The organism is Glaciecola nitratireducens FR1064 (assembly GCF_000226565.1).
Classification (GTDB): Bacteria; Pseudomonadota; Gammaproteobacteria; order Enterobacterales; family Alteromonadaceae; genus Glaciecola; species Glaciecola nitratireducens.
Genome location: NC_016041.1, coordinates 2,319,919 through 2,337,919 on the forward strand (window position 1 = coordinate 2,319,919; position 18,001 = coordinate 2,337,919).

At 42.7% G+C, this 18,001-nt stretch carries 13 protein-coding genes; 1 reads left to right on the top strand and 12 read right to left on the bottom strand.

Annotated features, from left to right (window positions below; genetic code table 11):
* Window positions 1-8 precede the first annotated feature (8 nt).
* Complete coding sequence (locus GNIT_RS09950) at window positions 9-1,121, top strand: cystathionine gamma-lyase (protein ID WP_014109072.1); 1,113 nt, start codon at window positions 9-11, stop codon at window positions 1,119-1,121.
* A gap of 17 nt (window positions 1,122-1,138) precedes the next feature.
* Here GNIT_RS09950 and GNIT_RS09955 read toward each other — a convergent pair whose 3' ends face one another.
* The 12 genes from GNIT_RS09955 to glgB all read right to left on the bottom strand — a co-directional run bounded on the left by GNIT_RS09955 (window position 1,139) and on the right by glgB (window position 17,986).
* Window positions 1,139-2,254, bottom strand: a complete 1,116-nt coding sequence (locus GNIT_RS09955) for an asparaginase domain-containing protein (protein WP_014109073.1) — start codon at window positions 2,252-2,254, stop codon at window positions 1,139-1,141.
* A 10-nt stretch (window positions 2,255-2,264) separates the two neighbouring features.
* Complete coding sequence (locus GNIT_RS09960) at window positions 2,265-5,060, bottom strand: DUF349 domain-containing protein (protein ID WP_014109074.1); 2,796 nt, start codon at window positions 5,058-5,060, stop codon at window positions 2,265-2,267.
* On the bottom strand, window positions 5,050-5,385 hold the full coding sequence (locus GNIT_RS09965) for a YeaC family protein (protein WP_014109075.1): 336 nt from the start codon (window positions 5,383-5,385) through the stop codon (window positions 5,050-5,052). The genes GNIT_RS09960 and GNIT_RS09965 overlap by 11 nt, the downstream gene beginning before the upstream one ends.
* A 2-nt stretch (window positions 5,386-5,387) precedes the next feature.
* Window positions 5,388-5,711 (bottom strand): zinc-ribbon domain-containing protein, encoded by a 324-nt coding sequence (locus GNIT_RS09970; RefSeq protein WP_014109076.1) that lies wholly within the window; start codon window positions 5,709-5,711, stop codon window positions 5,388-5,390.
* Between the two features lie 109 nt (window positions 5,712-5,820).
* Complete coding sequence (locus GNIT_RS09975) at window positions 5,821-7,482, bottom strand: alanine/glycine:cation symporter family protein (RefSeq protein ID WP_014109077.1); 1,662 nt, start codon at window positions 7,480-7,482, stop codon at window positions 5,821-5,823.
* Between the two features lie 127 nt (window positions 7,483-7,609).
* On the bottom strand, window positions 7,610-8,737 hold the full coding sequence (locus GNIT_RS09980) for a M14 family metallopeptidase (protein ID WP_014109078.1): 1,128 nt from the start codon (window positions 8,735-8,737) through the stop codon (window positions 7,610-7,612).
* Between the two features lie 132 nt (window positions 8,738-8,869).
* Complete coding sequence (locus GNIT_RS09985; protein WP_014109079.1) at window positions 8,870-9,376, bottom strand: TlpA family protein disulfide reductase; 507 nt, start codon at window positions 9,374-9,376, stop codon at window positions 8,870-8,872.
* Between the two features lie 118 nt (window positions 9,377-9,494).
* The gene (locus GNIT_RS09990) at window positions 9,495-10,979 is read right to left on the bottom strand and encodes a glyceraldehyde-3-phosphate dehydrogenase (protein WP_014109080.1); all 1,485 of its coding nucleotides are present in this window, start codon (window positions 10,977-10,979) and stop codon (window positions 9,495-9,497) included.
* Window positions 10,980-11,421: 442 nt separating this feature from the next.
* A complete protein-coding gene (gene msrB / locus GNIT_RS10000) occupies window positions 11,422-11,802 on the bottom strand; it encodes a peptide-methionine (R)-S-oxide reductase MsrB (RefSeq protein ID WP_041246385.1) in 381 nt (126 codons plus the stop codon).
* Window positions 11,803-11,831: 29 nt separating this feature from the next.
* Window positions 11,832-13,391 (bottom strand): NADP-dependent phosphogluconate dehydrogenase, encoded by a 1,560-nt coding sequence (gene gndA, locus GNIT_RS10005; protein ID WP_014109083.1) that lies wholly within the window; start codon window positions 13,389-13,391, stop codon window positions 11,832-11,834.
* 153 nt (window positions 13,392-13,544) lie between these two features.
* Window positions 13,545-15,788: a glycogen debranching protein GlgX gene (gene glgX / locus GNIT_RS10010; protein WP_014109084.1), complete on the bottom strand. Its 2,244-nt coding sequence runs from the start codon at window positions 15,786-15,788 to the stop codon at window positions 13,545-13,547.
* Window positions 15,789-15,790: 2 nt separating this feature from the next.
* Window positions 15,791-17,986: a 1,4-alpha-glucan branching protein GlgB gene (gene glgB, locus GNIT_RS10015; RefSeq protein WP_014109085.1), complete on the bottom strand. Its 2,196-nt coding sequence runs from the start codon at window positions 17,984-17,986 to the stop codon at window positions 15,791-15,793.
* Window positions 17,987-18,001: the final 15 nt, after the last annotated feature.

Here is an 18,001-nt window from a genome sequence, read left to right on the forward strand (position 1 = left end):
CAGAAAGTATGACGCGTAAACCTTCCCTAGCCTCTCTCAGTATCAATGCCGGTGCGCCTGTAGCAAAGAATGGAAACGCATTTCGTCATGGCCCTGAATTTGCCAGCACGTTTCATTTATCCGGTGATGTAGATCCTGAGGTTTATCAATACGGTCGATTTGGACAGCCGACTTGGACAAGCTTAGAAACAGGCTTAGCTGAATTAGAAGGTGGCGATACCGTAATTTTTCCTTCAGGAATGTCTGCTGCCTCAGCAATTTTAACCAGTTTGGTTAAGCCGGGCGACACAATATTGCTGCCCAGCGACGGCTACGCTCCGGTACGCTATTACACCGAGCATTATCTGGTTAAGTTTGGCGTTAAGTTAAAAACAATTGCAACTCGTGAAATCGACAGTTTTGATTTTCACGGCATTACTGTTGCCTTATTGGAAACCCCAAGTAATCCCATGCTGGACACCTTTGATATACGCAAAGCTGCCAACAAGATCCATCAGCAAGGCGGTATATTAGCCATCGATAACACAACGCTGACATTCTTAGGGCAGTTACCACTAGCTTTGGGCGCAGACATTTCGATGAGTGCTGATACTAAAGCGGTTAACGGGCACAGCGACGTTGTATTTGGCCACGTTTCAACATTAGATAAAACGATTAGCGACAAAATAAGAAATTGGCGCAAATTTTCGGGAAATATTCCTGGGCCTATGGAAACTTGGCTTGTGCACAGAAGCTTATCTACATTAGATGTTAGATTACAACGCATGTGCGACACCGCGATACTGTTAGCTGATGCTCTGGAAAAACACGAAAAAGTGCTGTCAATTCGCTTCCCAGGGCTCACATCCGACCCTTCACATGCGATTGCCAAGCAGCAGCAGCAACTGTTTGGCTTTATTATAAGTTTCGAATTAGAGTCCAAGGAAGCCGCAGATAAATTCTTAGCCGCTTGCAACTTGGTCTATGTAGCAACCAGTTTTGGTGGCGTGCACAGCATCGCTGAGCGGCGTGCTCGCTGGGGAACTGACCAGATACCAGAAGGTGTTATCAGATTCAGCGTTGGATGTGAGCGTCACGAAGATCTAATTAATGATGTAATAGCTGCGTTAGATAGCCTTTAAGCAGCCCAAAATGAGCGCTAGCGACGAGTTAGCTCTCCACGAAGGTTTCTAGTCATCAATTTTCTACGCTCTTGTGTACTGAGCTCAGGCTTGCTAAGCAAATAATGCAGCTTAGCTAAGGTTGCTTCAGGCGTCATATCTCCGCCAGAAATTAGCCCCGTATTTTGTAATAAATGACCATTCGCGTAGCCAGTCATGTTGACCGTCCCTCTAAAACACTGGGTGCAGTTCACCACAATCACTCCATTCTCTTGTGCTTGAACGAGTTGGGCTAATAATGCTTTATTTTGAGGAGCGTTACCAACGCCATAGCTCAATAGGATAAGCGCATTGACAGGCTGCTGTATGATATTTTTAACCACATCTGCTGAAATTCCTGGATACAAGCTCACTAAGCCTATTGGTTGAGGTGTTACTGGGCTTATTTTTAAATTACTCGATGAGCTCGAGTTATTTGCGTCTGCCTGTTTAACGTTTTCGCTGTCTTTCTTGCCGTTTTCTTCGCTACCAACGTCGCTATCAATCACACTATTAATCACACTATCAAAAACACTGACCACATCATGATTTACTTCAATATTAATACCCGCTTCCAACAGCGCTGGAAAGTTCGGTGAATCAAAGGCATCAAAGCCGTCCGCATCAACTTTTCGCACTCTGTTTCCGCGATACAGCTTATTGTTGAAAAACAACGTAACTTCTGGAATGGGATAGTTTGCTGCAATGTACAAGGCATTCAACAAGTTTGTTTGACCATCTGACCTTAATTCAGCCAAAGGTATTTGTGAGCCTGTTACTATCACTGGCTTCGTCAGCCCCTCAAGCATGAACGACAGGGCGGATGACGTGTAGGCCATGGTGTCAGTGCCATGCAAAATAATAAAACCGTCATAGGCAGCATAGTTATTGGCGATATCATCTGCAATAAGCTGCCAATCAGCGGGCGACATATCACTCGAGTCAATGAGGTGATCATATTCATGAATAGTGAATGCTGGCATCTCTTTTCGATGAAACTCAGGCATATTGAGCAAGGTTTCACTCAAGTATCCAGCAGCCGGCACAAAGCCGCTGCTCGATGGTTTCATGCCTATCGTACCGCCTGTATATGCCACATAGATATGCTTGCGCATGAGAATCGCCTTATGCCAGAATGACTTTCTTTAAGCGCTTCAACAGTGCCTGGTCCGTTTTCAACAAAGGACCACAACTAATCCAATCGGCTAATAAAGCATCCACAGTCGGAATATCGCTTCCTTCTAACCGAGCAGCCATTAGCTGCAGTTGAAGTAATTTACGCTCTTTTTCATCCGCTTTATTACTCGGTAAATCAGCAATAATCTCAGCTTGTATAGTAAGCTCTTTGCGTTTGTCATCACCTTTGTCGTTACTTGATAACTTCATTAGCTGTTGAAATTTGTTGGGTAACTCAGCTGCACTCTCTGGCAATGAGTCGTCAGTCCAAGCTGCCAGCGTATCAAATAGATTAGTCCACTGTGCGGTGTTTTTCTGTTCTTCAAACTCAAGCTGTTTCGCTTTGTACTGCACTAAAATCGAGTCTAACTTTTGCTGTTCCGTTTTCGCTTGTCGCGTTGGTATATCACGAAGTTTATCGTTCAACACCTCTACATTAGCGCTAAAATCAGACAGGTCTTTCAGTTCAGTCGCTGTTTTGAGTTGCTCACTCAAGGCTGCAGCATCGGTGTAAAACTCTGTTTTTGCTTGCGATAGCTCTGAGGCTTCAGCGTCTCTTTTTTCACTTATTTTTGCAAAAACGGCATCATTGGCTTTGCGAAATGCTGTCCATAGCTCATCGTCTGTTTGTTTTCCTGAAAAGCCGATTTCTTTCCACTGCTGTTGATACTGCTTTGCAGATTCTGCTGCATTGCTAACATCTTCTACTGCATCGAGTTGCTCAGCTTTTTTCAAGAGCGCTTGTTTACGCTCTAAATTGTCAGAATAAAAAGCATCCAAGCGCACTTGTATAGGCTTTAGCGCAGTTTGATACGTCTTTTGCAGCTTACGACGTTCACTTTGCTCAAGATTACCTAAGGCGCGCCATTTTTTATTAATAGCGCTTAAGGCACGACCAATAGTTGCTGTATTTTCATGCTTAGCCAGTTCCGCTAACTCGTCGATAATTACCTTTGCTTGCAGCGCGTTTTCAGCTCGAACTTTATCTTGTTCAGCATAATGTTCACGACACGGCATAAACGCCTTTTCTATTGCATCATCGAACGCTTTATTGAGCGCATCATCTTCATCAGTTCCAAGTTTACCAAGTTCATTCCACTGCGCCCTCAAGGTTTTAACGCTTTGCGCTCTACCAGGGATATCCTCTACGTTTTGTTGGAGTGCTAAAGCATTAACTTCTTCAAGCATTGCAGGTTTTCTTGGGCCCGCAATAAAAGCCTGAAGTTCTTGCAGCTCAGTGGCCTTCTCATGTAATTCTAAGTATAGTTTCGACAAGTTTTTTTGATTTTTATCAGGTAATAACGCATACATTTTTTGCGCATATTTAAATGTCGACAGCGCAGGTTTAAAGCTACCCTGATTGATCATTCTCTGAACGGTTTTAAGCTTAGCTAATGTCTTTTTTTCTTGCTGTTTAAGTTCCTCCTGAACAGCAGTGATTTTGCTACGGTGCTTTTTCTCTGCGCCTTGCCAAGCTGCTAATATCGGTTCCGGAAGCGGCAACGAACACTCCGACAACATCTTATTCCACTCACGTTTTAGTTGCTTTACCAAATCAGCAAGTTCATCAACGGGTAACTCATCGGATAGCGCCTGCAGCTTTATAACTAAAGCTTTGGCATTCTCTTGTGTCTCGCGCACATTAGGTAGTTGTTCCAAAAAACCTTGGTAAGTTTCGATGTTTGCGTATATCTGCTTAATTGTGCGCTTATGCGCTACGGTTTGCGGACGCTTCTTCGCATCCTCAATATCGAGACTAATGTCAGACAATGCGTTGCTGAGTAATTTCGACTGCGCTAGCAAACTCGGGTCATCAATTGATGCTAAAATCGCGTCTATCTGCTGTTTCACTTCTTTGAAGCGTTCCTCTATTTCAGACAGTGCATTTGTTGTCAGCTTCAGCTCGTTAGTATTTTGCCACTCTTCTTTTAGTGCAGCTAAACGCTTCTCAACAGACTCATTTACGCGCAAGTATTTTTCGGCCAACAACAGCGCTGTTTCCTCATCTAAAACATTAAATTGGGCTTTGTATTGCTCGAACTCTTGGCAAAGTTGCTGTTTGCCCTCATACAGTTGTTCGTAATCATTGTTGTCTTTTAACGCAAGAAGTTTCGAAATAACCAGTGTTGCATCTTGTTTAATCTTAATTGGCAACGCCGCCAACGCTCTCAGATTTTCAATTTTCGCTTCAATTGCATTAATCACAACATCATGGTTTGCGAACTTAAGCATTTTACTTAATTCGTTAATTTCATCTGTTCTAGCTACGATGACCTGCTGCTGTGCTTGATTAGCATGATCTTTAAAATACAGTCGATTTGTATTTACTTTATTTATTTTCAACAGCACAGATAGTGCTAGTGCATCATTGTTTTGCAAGCGTTGATTGCTGAATAGCATTTGTTCAAGTAACACCAGATTCTTAGATTCGGCTACAAATGAATTAAAATCGGCTTGAGTCAGCAAAGTTGAATTGGGGTTATTTACTTCCGCCAAAACCCGCTCGTGAGCAAGTCTCTTTAGTCTCGAACTTTCTGCTGTCTCTGACGCCTTTAACCACAAAGGAAAGGAATTTAACTTATCCAGCGCTGCTACGCTTACATTTGCTTGGCTATCGTTAAATGCTAGTTCGTGCAAGGCTTGCTTGTCTGCTGGTTTATCCAATGACAAACTAGAAATAGCAGTTAGACGGACTTCGGGATCTGAGCTAAGGTGTTTTGCTTTAAAGAACCTATCAAATATCATTTTGTTTAAACCGCGCAATAGTATTTAAGTCGTCTGCACTGCTCTGCTCGGCAGCTTCTGATGTTGTGTCTTTACCCAAGGCTTTATCAAACTCTTGTTTGAGTTGCGAACGGCTTTTTTGAACGACTTCACCATTTTTACCAATGGTCATGTGCTGCTCTGACTGCTCTACTCTCGACTGGTACATTAATACCGCCTGCAAAGAGTTGCTTTTCTGCTCTTCAGTTAGCGCTTTTCCATCTGGCCACTTACCGATTTCGACAGCTGTGCGCAAGTTTTCATAAATTTGCGGTGTCATTGCACGAACAAGTTGTTGAATATCCACGTTTACTTCCTTTTTGCCAATGCGAGCCTGACTCTATTGACTGCATACCAAACGAACCCAACTATCGTTGCGCCAATTGATAAGTTATATTGAATTTCACCTGGCTCTGAGCCGCCCCAATAAATAAAGCCAAATCCAGTTATAAACAACAGGATAGCAAGCATTGATTGATTCTGTAATTTTTGCATTGCTTGATAATGTGCAAACTTCGCTTTTCTCTCGATATCTTCTGCCGTCGCGCTACCAATATTGAAGCCGCAGTGGCTGCATGACTTTGCTTTGTCAGAAATAGGTTTTGAACAAGATGGGCATGCTGTAATAGCCATACATGTCTCCGTTTAATTTTAATTCTAAGGACTAATTTCAACTGTTTAATACGTAAAAAAAGGTTAATCGACCATTCGACTAACCTTTTTCTCACTATTAAGTGACTCTTTATTTTTTCTGCTTTTCCCAGTACTCATTGACTGATTCTTTCATTTCCTTTCGCAGCATCATAATACCGAACAAGTTTGGCAAGGTCATGACGACAATAGCTACTGCTGATAGTGCCCAAACTAATGTGGTATCTGAAACAGCTGCCCAGAAAAAACCAGCGCAATAAATGACGCGATAAGGCATGACCGAACGTGGACCAAGCAAATATGTCATTGCCCTATCACCATAGTAAGACCATGCAATTGCCGTCGAAAACGCGAATAGTAATAGCCCGATTGACACAATGTACTTACCAAACTCACCAAAATAGCCACGAGTAAAGGCAATGGCAGTTAGGTTAGCCGAGTGAACCAGCGATTTCCCTTCCACGATGATGCTTTCCTTAACTAAAGCACCGTCTTCTATTTTTAAGGTACCGGTGAATGGGTCCTCAGAAGAGCCAACGCTGTAAGTCACGTCTTCAGCTATTGAACGGCTGTTAATTAACGTGAAACCGCCTGACGTGGCCGTCCCATTGACCACATTAATTTGGCCTGTGAAGTTTTCAACCTTTTCGCCTTCCACATTGTTTAAGTGCAAAAACAATTTATTGATGTCTTCGCTGTTTGATTCGTCATATTGGCCCGCGAAAAAAGTCATATCTGAGCGATCGAAGGTGTTTTGATGCTTCTCTTTCCATACGCCAGATGACAGTATTACTAAGCCTGTAATCGTACATATGATAATAGTGTCGATGAATGGCTCTAATATAGAAACCATGCCCTCTGACACAGGCTCTTTGGTTTTTGCTGCAGCATGCGCAATAGGCGCTGAACCTTGTCCCGCTTCGTTACTGAATAGACCGCGATTTACGCCTCTGTTGAACGCATAAGCAAGTGTTGCCCCCAAGAAGCCACCCGCAGCCGCAGAGCCTGTAAATGCATCACTGACAACTGAAGCAAAAGCTGGACCGACATTTTCTATGTTAGCAAAAATTACAGCGAAGGCGCCGACGATATAAATCAATGCCATCAACGGTACTATTCTACTAGTAACCGCAGCGATGCGTTTAATACCACCTAGAATAACTAGACCAAGCAGCACAGAAAGAACGCCACCAACAACCACCGGTGCGAAACCAAACGTTGATTCTATACTAGTTGCAATACCGTTACTCTGAGGTAAGTTACCCGTTCCAAATGAGCTGATTACTGTTGCGATTGCAAACGCGACCGCTAACCATTTCATGTTTAGTCTACGGTCCATGTAGTACATTGGGCCACCAGCCATCGAGCCATCTTCGGTTTTAACGCGGTATTTGTGCGAGAGTGTTACTTCTACAAACTTGGTCGTCATTCCTAAGAATGCCGTTGCCCACATCCAAAAAAGAGCAGCAGGACCGCCCAAAAATATAGCAAACGCCACACCACTTATATTACCTGTACCAACTGTGCCGGAGAGCGCTGTAGTTAGCGCCCTAAAATGCGTGGTATCACCTGGTTCATCCGCCTTATCAAATTTACCCGTAACGACTAACCAAGCATGCTTGAAGAACCGTATTTGCGGAAATTTAAGATAAATAGTAAAGAATGCACCAACACCCAGCAGGATGTATGGAAACCAAGCCGCACTGCCCAAAAATCCATCGAGCAGATTAAAAAAATCTAATAAACCTTCCAAAATCACGTCCTCTTGTTCTTATTTTTACTGTTAATTTTGTTTATTCGCTAGCAACATTAGCATAATTTGTTAGCGACTGGGTAAAACGTCTTACACTGTCCGTTACTGCAATATAGCGCCGGTAAATTTAGCGCAAACTAGCGCTAACAGCTCTTATTGCAATTAACAAATCTTCGCCAAATTGCTGGCAGCGCGGAGCTGACCAACCGTAGGCTGGATCGGGTAAATTATCATTATCTTTAAAAGGCATTTCAACTGTGTATGAAAGGCAATCGAAACGATGTCCAACTGCGTTAGCAGCTATCGCTGTATTTCCAGTACCAGGCGCATCTTTAGCATATCCAAATACATCCTGGAATTCTGGTGTTGCTAATAGTAACGCTTCTTTGAACCGCGTTTCTAGGGCTTCTAAACGCGCATTATAATTTGGGTTACCTTCACAACCTGCGACAAAGTTATACGGCAGCGCTTCATCGCCGTGAATATCTAAGAACATATCAACGCCATATTTATCCATAGCTTGCAGCGTATATAGCACTTCAGGACTTTTATCTTCGCTGGGGTTTTTCCACTCACGGTTCAGATTAGTACCGACCGCATTGGTGCGCAAATGACCACGCGCTGACCCATCGGGGTTCATGTTAGGGATCACATAAAAGACGTTGTCTTCCAATAATTTTTTTGCAACACCGTCATCTTCATCAAGTAAACGTCGAACTAAACCTTCTACCAACCATTCAGCCATAGACTCACCTGGATGCTGTCTTGCCGTCACCCAAATTTTATTCTTACCTTCGGCTTCTTCACCGATGACAAGTAACGACATATCACGCTTATCCAACGTAAATCCAATGTGTCTTAGTTCACAATCAAATGACATTTGCGCAGCAGATATGAAGTCTTGGTGGCGCTCGTAGCTATAAGGAGTAAAATAGGCGAAGTAGACTGAATCATATTCAGGCACAAAATCAATGGTCAAATTGTTGTCATGAAAACTGGTTTCAACTCTAAACCATTCTTCGCGATCGTAAGAAGCCACAGCCTGATATCCAGGCCATCCATCAGGATATGCCGATTTCTCTAGGTCAGTAATAACCAGCTTATGTTCAACAAACTTTGTTGACTGAAGTTTAAAGTGAAACCATTGATAAAACTCTGAACCATTATCAGGATTAATAGCTAACTTTATATTTTGAGGATCTGTAGCTTGAATAACTCGAATATTACCACTATCAAATTGGCTTGTTATTATCATTTAAGTGCTCTGTTCCGACTTTTTGCCTACTTTACCATAGGGAAATTTATTCGGTAATATAGTAATTGGCTTTTATCGCGTTTTATTGGCTCTATGGCGCAGTTTTATATCGAAACTTGACGGTTTTTATCTTCAAAGAACCTTAGTTCTCAATTTCAAACCAAGAGAAGTGCTGTAGCCCATGTCGTGACTAATTACCTGCAGTTGTTCATCCAAGATATAATACGTCGGATATCCACTTATGTTAAAACGCTGCTTGTGGGGTTCACCGCCAAGTAAAACGGTCCCATTAACGCCAGCATCTTTAGCAAAAGCCTCAATTTCTTCTACCGACTGATAGTCTAAAGCGATTCTGACGACGTTGTATTCATTGGTATCGACAACATCCAAATTTGCTATGCTCATCTTGCAGACTGTGCACCACGGCGCAAAAAAATAAACCAATGTTTTTTTATCGCTCGGAGCAAGTGAATACATGTCACCGCTGAGCGTAATAAAGTGTTGAGAGCTTATTTGAATAGAACCGTCATCATCTAGCAGATTTCGGTTTTGATAAGCCATAAAGCCTAAAATAATGAGCATCCCGAAAAGAATATCTCGAGTCCAAGAGCTTTTTTTGAAAAACGACTTAATGTCCAATCTAGTTCCAAATAATGTTGCGGCCGAGTACTGAGCATACCTTAGCCGTTTTTGTTTTGGCACCTTGCCGTTTCATACAAGATACGACAACAGTGCCAAAACTTTCAACGTACTTGAATTACGCCGTTACTATCTTAGCTTGTGGGACCAGTGGATATTTTAAGCCAGCCATGTCTTTAACCACCTGCATTACCTGACAGCTATAGCCAAACTCATTGTCGTACCAAACATATAAAGTGGCGCGGTTGTCAGCAACAATCGTTGCCTGCGAGTCCACAACACTGGCAGCTCTAGTACCCACCAAGTCGGTAGATACGATTTCTGTTGATGCCGTAAAGTCAATTTGATGCTGCAGGTCAGAAAATAAACTCACCGTTTGCAAAAAGTTATTAATGCTTTCTTTGTCTGTGACTTTCTTCAAGTTCAGATTTAGAATTGCCATCGATACATTCGGTGTAGGCACTCTGATTGCGTTACCTGTCAGCTTACCAGAAAGTTGAGGATAAGCTTTCGCGACAGCTTGTGCTGCACCCGTCTCAGTTATCACCATGTTCAATGAAGCGGCGCGGCCCCTTCTGTCTGCTTTATGATAATTGTCTATTAAGTTTTGATCGTTGGTAAATGAATGCACCGTTTCAACATGCCCATTCTCGATACCATACTCTTCGTCTAATACCTTCAACACTGGCGTAATAGCGTTTGTGGTGCAACTAGCAGCCGACAATATTTTGTCCGAAGCCAATATATCTCCGTGATTCACACCATGTACAATATTTTTTATGCCACCTTTGCCCGGTGCAGTTAACAATACTTTGGCTGCGCCCTTTGACTTCAAATGTAAACCCAAGCCCTCTTCATCACGCCACATACCAGTATTGTCAATGATGATAGCGTTATTGATTCCGTATTGCGTGTAGTCAATTTCGTCTGGATTGTTCGCATAAATAACTTGAATGTAAGAGCCGTTCGCTTTGATTGCCTTGCGCTCTTCGTCAATCGTAATACTGCCGTTAAAAGGACCGTGTACTGAATCCCGGCGCAATAAACTCGCGCGTTTTTCTAAGTCACCATCTCTACCACCGCGAACAACAATAGCGCGCAGTCGCAGTTTGTTATTTTTGCCCTGACGCTCAATTAACAATCTCGCTAATAGACGTCCAATTCGACCAAATCCATATAAAACTACGTCTTTAGCTTCATGATTATCAGCAGCGTTATGTACTTCTTTTAACTCTTCATTCAAGTATGCCTGCAGGTCGCTTCGATTTTTTCCATCATTCGCCTTACCTGATTTTTCTGCATGATGGAAATCAAACGCAAGCTTACCTATATCAATTTCCACAGGCGCTAATTTCATTTTGCTAATCGCTTCGAGTACAGGCCAGCTTTCTCTCAATCGCAGCTTCTCGCCTTCATGGCGTCTGACTGTCCGATGGGCCTTAATGACGTCTATCGAGCTCGCATTGAGCAATGTGCGTCCATAAAGTGTGATTTCGACGCAATGGTTGCGATAAAGACTGCCGATTAAGGGCAGCATTTTTTCTGCAAACTCTTGTCTTTCCTGCCAACTAGATAATAATTCCTGTTCGAACTGCTGATTCATGCAAAGTGCCTTCTAAACATAGTTTGAATGTTGCTATTAATTGTCCAATACCGCGCGTCAACGGCGGCAAAGCTCGCGTTGCGAGGCGCATTCTATGCAATCCATGGAGCTATGCCAAATTGTTGATAAATTTCACTTTTTTATATTTTATTAGGAACGGCGTGATTATGATTGTAATTTATCTACAAATATTGGAAACAAGCGATAATTTTAACAACAAATCTACGTTTTACGCTTTGTGCACGGCTCAGTATAATTACAAAACAAGCGCACAACAAAGAAAGCTATCGTTTATCAACGTCTCTAACGCGCTGTTTACGAATCATTATTTTTTAAAGCAGCTGGCTAAAAAACACAAAAGGCACATTATCAATGTGCCTTTACTTTCAAGTCGTCAGATGTAACAAAATTACATCAAAAAAATTGATTTATTTGATTTTACTCAATCTTCCTGTCCCTTGAAGTTCAAAGATATGGAGTTTACGCAATATCTCTGGCCTGTTGGTTTTGGTCCATCGTCGAAAACATGGCCTAAGTGAGCGTCACAATTCTTACACACTATTTCAGTTCGCTTCATGCCTAACGAATTATCAACCCGATATACAACGTTAGCCTCTTCGCTTTGTTCAAAAAACGAAGGCCAACCGCATCCAGAATCAAACTTTGCGTCCGATGCAAACAAATTTGCTCCGCAGCATTTACATACGTAATTACCGGTCGCCTTATTATCTAGATACTCCCCTGTGTATGGCCTTTCTGTACCGGCCTGACGAGTAACTCTGTATTCTTCTTCGCTTAATTTATCTTTCCAAGGATCACTCATGTTGCTTACCTCTTAGCTCTTGGCTTTTTTTATCTTTTGACAATCACTTGTGGTCGGTCTGGGCTATTCCATTCAATATGGTATTTTTTGCTTTCTGGTTTATCAACGCGAGAGAATGTATGTGCCCCAAAAAAGTCACGTTGTCCCTGCAGTAGATTAGCGGGCAACACCTCACAACGATAAGAATCGTAGTAACTTAAGGCTGAAGACATTGCCGGGCAAGGAATGCCGGCTATAGTTGCCGATGCTATTGCTTTTCGCCAATTTGATTGATATTTGTTAATTTGTTCAATAAAGAATGGATCAAGTAAAAGATTCTCTAAGTGCTCATCATTCTCATAAGCTTTAGTAATGGACTGTAAGAAAATAGCCCGAATGATACAACCAGCGCGCCAAATTTTAGCTATTTCAGCAAAGTCTAGTTTCCAACCGTGTTCTTTGGCGGCAATGCTCATTAGTTGAAAACCTTGTGCATACGCACATATTTTCGAACAATACAGGGCATCGTGTAGTTGTTTGATCACGGTCTCTTTCGACTCATTCTTCGTCATTGACGGATCAGGTCCAGAAAGCTTTTTACTCGCAATAACCCGCTCGTCTTTAAAGGCGGAAAGACTTCTAGCAAATACAGCCTGTGTGATTGTTTGCGCTGGACTTCCCACCTGTAGCGCACTTACGGCAGTCCACAACCCAGTGCCTTTTTGGCCAGCTTTATCCATGATCATGTCAACTAATGCGGCGCCAGTCTCTGGATCATCTTGATCCAGTACCTGCGCACTAATCTCGATAAGGTAGCTATTTAATGCGCCTTTATTCCACTCTCGATATGTGTGTGCAATTTCTTTAGGGCTCATATTAAGCCCCGTTCTCATGATGTGATACGCTTCACAAATAAGCTGCATATCAGCGTATTCAATGCCATTGTGTACCATTTTGACGTAGTGACCTGCGCCAACAGGACCTATATAAGTAGTGCACGGTTCGCCCTCGGTAACCGGCTTACCGGGTTCGTATGACTCAATCGGCAGGCCTGTTTTCGGATCGACTTTCGCCGCCACAGCTTGCCAAATAGATTCTATGCGAGTCCATGCATAAGGGTCGCCGGATGGCATAAGTGAAGGACCGAAACGAGCACCAACTTCACCACCAGAAACCGCGGTAGAAAAGAAAATAAACTTGCCTTTATATTTGGCTTCTCGTTCAACCGAATCAGTCCATAAACTATTTCCAGTATCCACCACTATATCATCTGCTTGCACACCAGCATCAATAAGGTGATGACAAACATGGTCAACAGGTTCGCCGGCAGGAACAGACAAAATAATTGTATGAGGGGCTTTGAGGTTCTTTAATAATTCGGTGTAAGAACGGCAGCCAATCACTCTAGGTTCGGCGGTTTTCCGTTCTAATTCATCCTGACTTAAAATAGCATCTATTTTGTTCTGGTCGAGATCGAAACACGCTACTTTGTAACCGTTATCGACTAAGTTAAGCGTGAGGTTTTTGCCCATCACTCCCAAACCAATAAACCCAATATCACATAACGTTGATGCTTCATTTTTCTCAGGATTTGCGGATACACCACTCATGCATAGCTCTCTTGTATGTTGATTATCTTGGGATCATACCACTCAAAGCACAAACGGATAAACAGCTTAACACTATCTTTTATTAGAATCTGATCTCGTAACGCCTTGTTTATGCATTGCCACTGAGCCTGTTACAACTAAACGGAACCCGTTCTAAGAGTGCAGTTTGAACAAGCAAAAGCTACGCGACTCCATTGTAAATAGGGAACTAACTTGCTGCGACTGAATTTGTGTAATATCACTATTTGCTGTGTTGAGCACACATTGCCAATCCTGATGGTTGGACAACAAGGGTAAATTAAACTCAACGTTTTCTGTTGAGCTATTTACCACGTAAAGCCATTCTTGTGCCACAGCGTTTTGTGCGACGTCGTTCTGCGCAATTGCGTTCGGCGTAGCGGTATCCTGTACGATCTCATTTTCTATAGCATTTTCCAAAGCCAGATTATACTGTGGACCTGTCGATGACATGCACCCCACTACATGCAGAGCGAAACAGTGATGCTTATCAGAACTCCAATCTTGATCACGTTTAAATGTTCCGTCTACTCGGTACCAGTCTGCGGTGGTGACGTTCACCTCATTGTTAAACTCATCGTCCTTAAATAACATATGGCTTAACAGTGGGTTTTTATTGCGCAGCGCGATGACGTATTGGCAAAACTCAAGAAATGAACTCTGGCGCTTATTTAACTGCCAGTGCATCCAATTCAATTCGTTATCTTGACAATAAGCATTGTTATTACCTTTTTGTGAACGACTCAATTCATCGCCACCCAAGATATGCGGAGTTCCCTGGGACAAAATCAAGGTCGCGAACAAATTGCGTTTCTGTTTTTCACGCAAGGACAAAATAGCTACGTCGTTTGTTTCCCCCTCAACGCCATAATTGTGGCTCAAGTTGTGATTATGGCCGTCTTGATTGTCTTCCAAATTGGCAAAGTTATGCTTTTGTGAATAACTCACAAGATCGTGCAAGGTAAAGCCATCATGGTAAGTGACATTGTTGACGCTAGTTTGCATTGGCCTTACGCCTTTTGGAAATACATCTCGAGAGCCCATGAAGCGCGTCGCAAAACCGGCTTTCAAACCGGTATCAGAACGCCAAAACCCACGTACGGTATCCCTGAACTTGTCGTTCACTTCCAGCCAATAATCAGGAAACTGACCTAATTGGTAACCGCCTGGTCCAATATCCCAGGGTTCTGCAATCATTACTGCGCATTTCAGGACAGGATCTTGCCTGAGTATTTTAAACACAGCAGCATCAGCATGAAAATCGATAGGTTCGCGACCTAAGGAAGCCGCTAAATCAAATCTAAAGCCATCTACTCCTACCTCTGTGACCCAATAGCGTAATGCGTCTATAATGAGGGTCATCATGTAAGTATTCGCTGAGTTTATAGTATTGCCACAACCAGAAAAATTAATGTAGGTTGGTGTGCTCAATTCATCATTTTCAATTTGCAAATAAGCATGTTTGTGACAAAAGCCTTTAAAAGACAATATACTGCCGGGTTCGCCACTTTCAGCTGTGTGATTAAAAACCACATCGAGAATGACTTCAAAACCCGCTTTGTGATACTCACTTACCATGTATTTGCATTCAGACAATGCGTCATTTACACCGTATCTTGGATCAGGACTGAAAAAATTAATGGGGTTGTAACCCCAATAATTTGTTAAACCTTTGTCACTAATGAAAGGCTCTGGCATAAAGGCAAAAATAGGTAAAAATTGAACACAACTTACCCCTAATTCAGTTAAGTGCGCCAATACGCTAGGGTGACATGCGCCTAAAAAAGTGCCTTTATGTTCATCAGGTACATCAGGATGAAGTTGAGTTAGCCCCTTGATGTGAGCTTCATATATGATGCGGTCTCGTCGCGGAATACCTTTGCGCAGGCTAGCTAAACTGCTCCCTTCTACGCTCAGTCGAGACTTACTCGTTGCGTCACAGGCAGTCACAATGGACTTTGGAATAAAAACACTATTATCCTTCACCGACTGGCCTAAAACAAGATTAGTGATACCAACATAAGCATCCTTATCCCAATTTAGTTCGTGACTTAATTGTTTGGCATAAGGGTCAATGAGCAAACGGCCTACGCTCATTTCTTCGTTCACTTTACGATGGGGTTTTGAGTGCACGCGATAAGCGTACTTTTGCCCCTCTTTAATTCCCGTAACGAAGCCAAACCACTTTGACTGCACTCGCTGTTGCAAGCGAATTTGCGCAACTTCTCTATCACTATCATCAAACAAACAAAGATAAATATCTTTTGCGTCTGGGCAATATATTGAAAAGTTGCAGCCATCATTTTTTAGAGTTGCACCAAAGGGAGCAACTTGACCGGGTAACAAAATAAATTGTTGAGCACAGACCGCGTCAGACATAATTAGGATTTATTCCACTTCAACATAAGCACACTCAAGGGCGGCAAATTCACCACAACAGAATAAGGGCAATCATTCCAAGGTTTATTTTCACTAGAAACCATCGCTCCAGTGAGCGCAACATAGCCGCTGCCACCAAATTCCGCATCGTCAGTGTTCAAAATAAGAGAATAATATCCTTTTTGCTCTACGCCGATGCGAAAGGTATCTCTAGGAATAGGCGTAAAATTAGCCACTGCAACAACGTTTTCAGTATCATTCGCATTGCGTCGCAGAAGCGATACTACTGATTGCTCTGCGTTATTATGGTCTATCCAGCGGAAGCCAGCGGGATCGTGATCTCGCTCAAATAGTGCTGATGTGGTTCGATACACTTCATTCAAGGTTTTGTATAACTTACTAATGCCTAAATGTTTCGGTTGTTCTAACAAATGCCAGTCAAGAGAAATATCGTGATTCCACTCTCGATCCTGAGCAAATTCATTGCCCATAAACTGTAGTTTTTTGCCCGGGTGAGCGAACATAAAACCATAAAAAGCGCGTAAATTAGCAGCCTGTTGCCAAGTATCTCCTGGCATCTTTTGCAGCATTGACCCCTTGCCATGCACCACTTCGTCATGTGAGATAGGCAGCACAAAGTTTTCATCAAAAGCATAAACCATGCTAAAGGTAAGCTCAGAATGATGAAAACGTCGATACGCTGGGTCTTTCGCAATGTAATGCAGCGAATCGTGCATCCACCCCATATTCCACTTAAAGCCAAAGCCAAGACCACCTGAGCTCACTGGTTTTGAAACACCCGCAAATGAAGTAGACTCTTCAGCAATCGTCATTGCCCATGGATATTTCGTATAAACCTCTGTGTTCATCCATTGCAGCAAACTAATGGCTTCATAGTTGTGATTACCGCCATCGACGTTAGGTATCCATTCACCATCGTTACGTGAGTAATCTAAATACAGCATGGATGCGACAGCGTCGACTCGAATACCGTCAACGTGATATTTGTCAAACCAGAATAAAGCGTTTGCGACTAAAAATTGGCGAACGGTTTGTTTACCAAAATCATAAATACATGAATTCCAGTCAGGATGCCATCCTTTGCGTGGATCAGCATACTCATACAGATGAGAGCCATCAAAGCGCGCTAAGCCGTGGCCATCTTCAGGGAAATGCGCAGGCACCCAATCGACAATAACGCCAATGTTATTCTGATGGCAGGTATCAACAAAAAACTTAAAACTGTCGGGGTCGCCGAATCGGCTAGTCGGTGCAAATAGACCCACGGGCTGATAACCCCAAGAACCATCAAATGGAAATTCAGATACAGGCATTACCTCGATGTGCGTATAGCCCATATCTGTTACATAATCGACCAGTTCTTTAGCAAGCTCTCTATAGCTTAAATAGCGCTGTTCTGTGTTTCCAGGCTTACGCCAAGAACCAAGGTGTACCTCGTAAATACTCATGGGTGTTTTATAGTGATTGATGTTCTTTCGAGTTAGCCAACTCTTATCTTGCCATTCATAAGCGTCTTGGTCGTAGATGACAGAACTATGTGAAGGATACTGATGATGATGAAAGCCCAAAGGATCGGCTTTATCTGAAAGTTGATGACCAGTGGCATCTTTGATGGCGTATTTGTATTGCTCCCCCGCTTTCAAACCGGGCACAAAAAGTACCCAGTAACCCAAATCAGTTTTTTGCATTGGGTGCGACGAGCGATTCCAAATATTGAAATCACCTATCAGCGATACAGCTGAAGCATCAGGCGCAAAGACAGCAAAACGAACACCAGTAACACCTTTTGACTCAATTAGCTGAGCACCAATTTGCTGATACAAATTTTCAGGCTGATGATCAACAAAATGGACTGCATGATAAGCTTCGGATTGAAACTGATAAGGGTCAACGAAACGATGTTCGCCTGACTCATATTCTGCGAGAACTTCATATATAAAGTCATCTTCCTTTGGTGTTTTGAACTCACCAACAAACATACCGTCAGAATTTAAGCTTAACTGCGTAAGCTTTTTTTCCTGTTTGAGGCGATTATTCTTTTTCCTGCTGTATAGCGTTACGTTCTTAGCATCAGGTATCCAAAGCGTTACGCTGGTTTTTGTTTTTACGTGCTTGGGCCCCAATAGACTAAAGGGTTGCGCACAATTACCATGCGTTAGTTCTGAATAATTCGCCATGCTCACTCCATCAAA

Excerpts from the sequence above, each read along its gene's own strand:
- GNIT_RS09950 (WP_014109072.1), top strand. The coding sequence starts at position 9 with ATGACGCGTAAACCTTCCCTAGCCTCTCTCAGTATCAATGCCGGTGCG.
- glgX (WP_014109084.1), bottom strand. The coding sequence starts at position 15,788 with ATGTCTGACGCGGTCTGTGCTCAACAATTTATTTTGTTACCCGGTCAA.
- glgB (WP_014109085.1), bottom strand. The coding sequence starts at position 17,986 with ATGGCGAATTATTCAGAACTAACGCATGGTAATTGTGCGCAACCCTTT.
- GNIT_RS09970 (WP_014109076.1), bottom strand. The coding sequence starts at position 5,711 with ATGGCTATTACAGCATGCCCATCTTGTTCAAAACCTATTTCTGACAAA.
- GNIT_RS09990 (WP_014109080.1), bottom strand. The coding sequence starts at position 10,979 with ATGAATCAGCAGTTCGAACAGGAATTATTATCTAGTTGGCAGGAAAGA.
- GNIT_RS09960 (WP_014109074.1), bottom strand. The coding sequence starts at position 5,060 with ATGATATTTGATAGGTTCTTTAAAGCAAAACACCTTAGCTCAGATCCC.
- msrB (WP_041246385.1), bottom strand. The coding sequence starts at position 11,802 with ATGAGTGATCCTTGGAAAGATAAATTAAGCGAAGAAGAATACAGAGTT.
- gndA (WP_014109083.1), bottom strand. The coding sequence starts at position 13,391 with ATGAGTGGTGTATCCGCAAATCCTGAGAAAAATGAAGCATCAACGTTA.
- GNIT_RS09955 (WP_014109073.1), bottom strand. The coding sequence starts at position 2,254 with ATGCGCAAGCATATCTATGTGGCATATACAGGCGGTACGATAGGCATG.
- GNIT_RS09980 (WP_014109078.1), bottom strand. The coding sequence starts at position 8,737 with ATGATAATAACAAGCCAATTTGATAGTGGTAATATTCGAGTTATTCAA.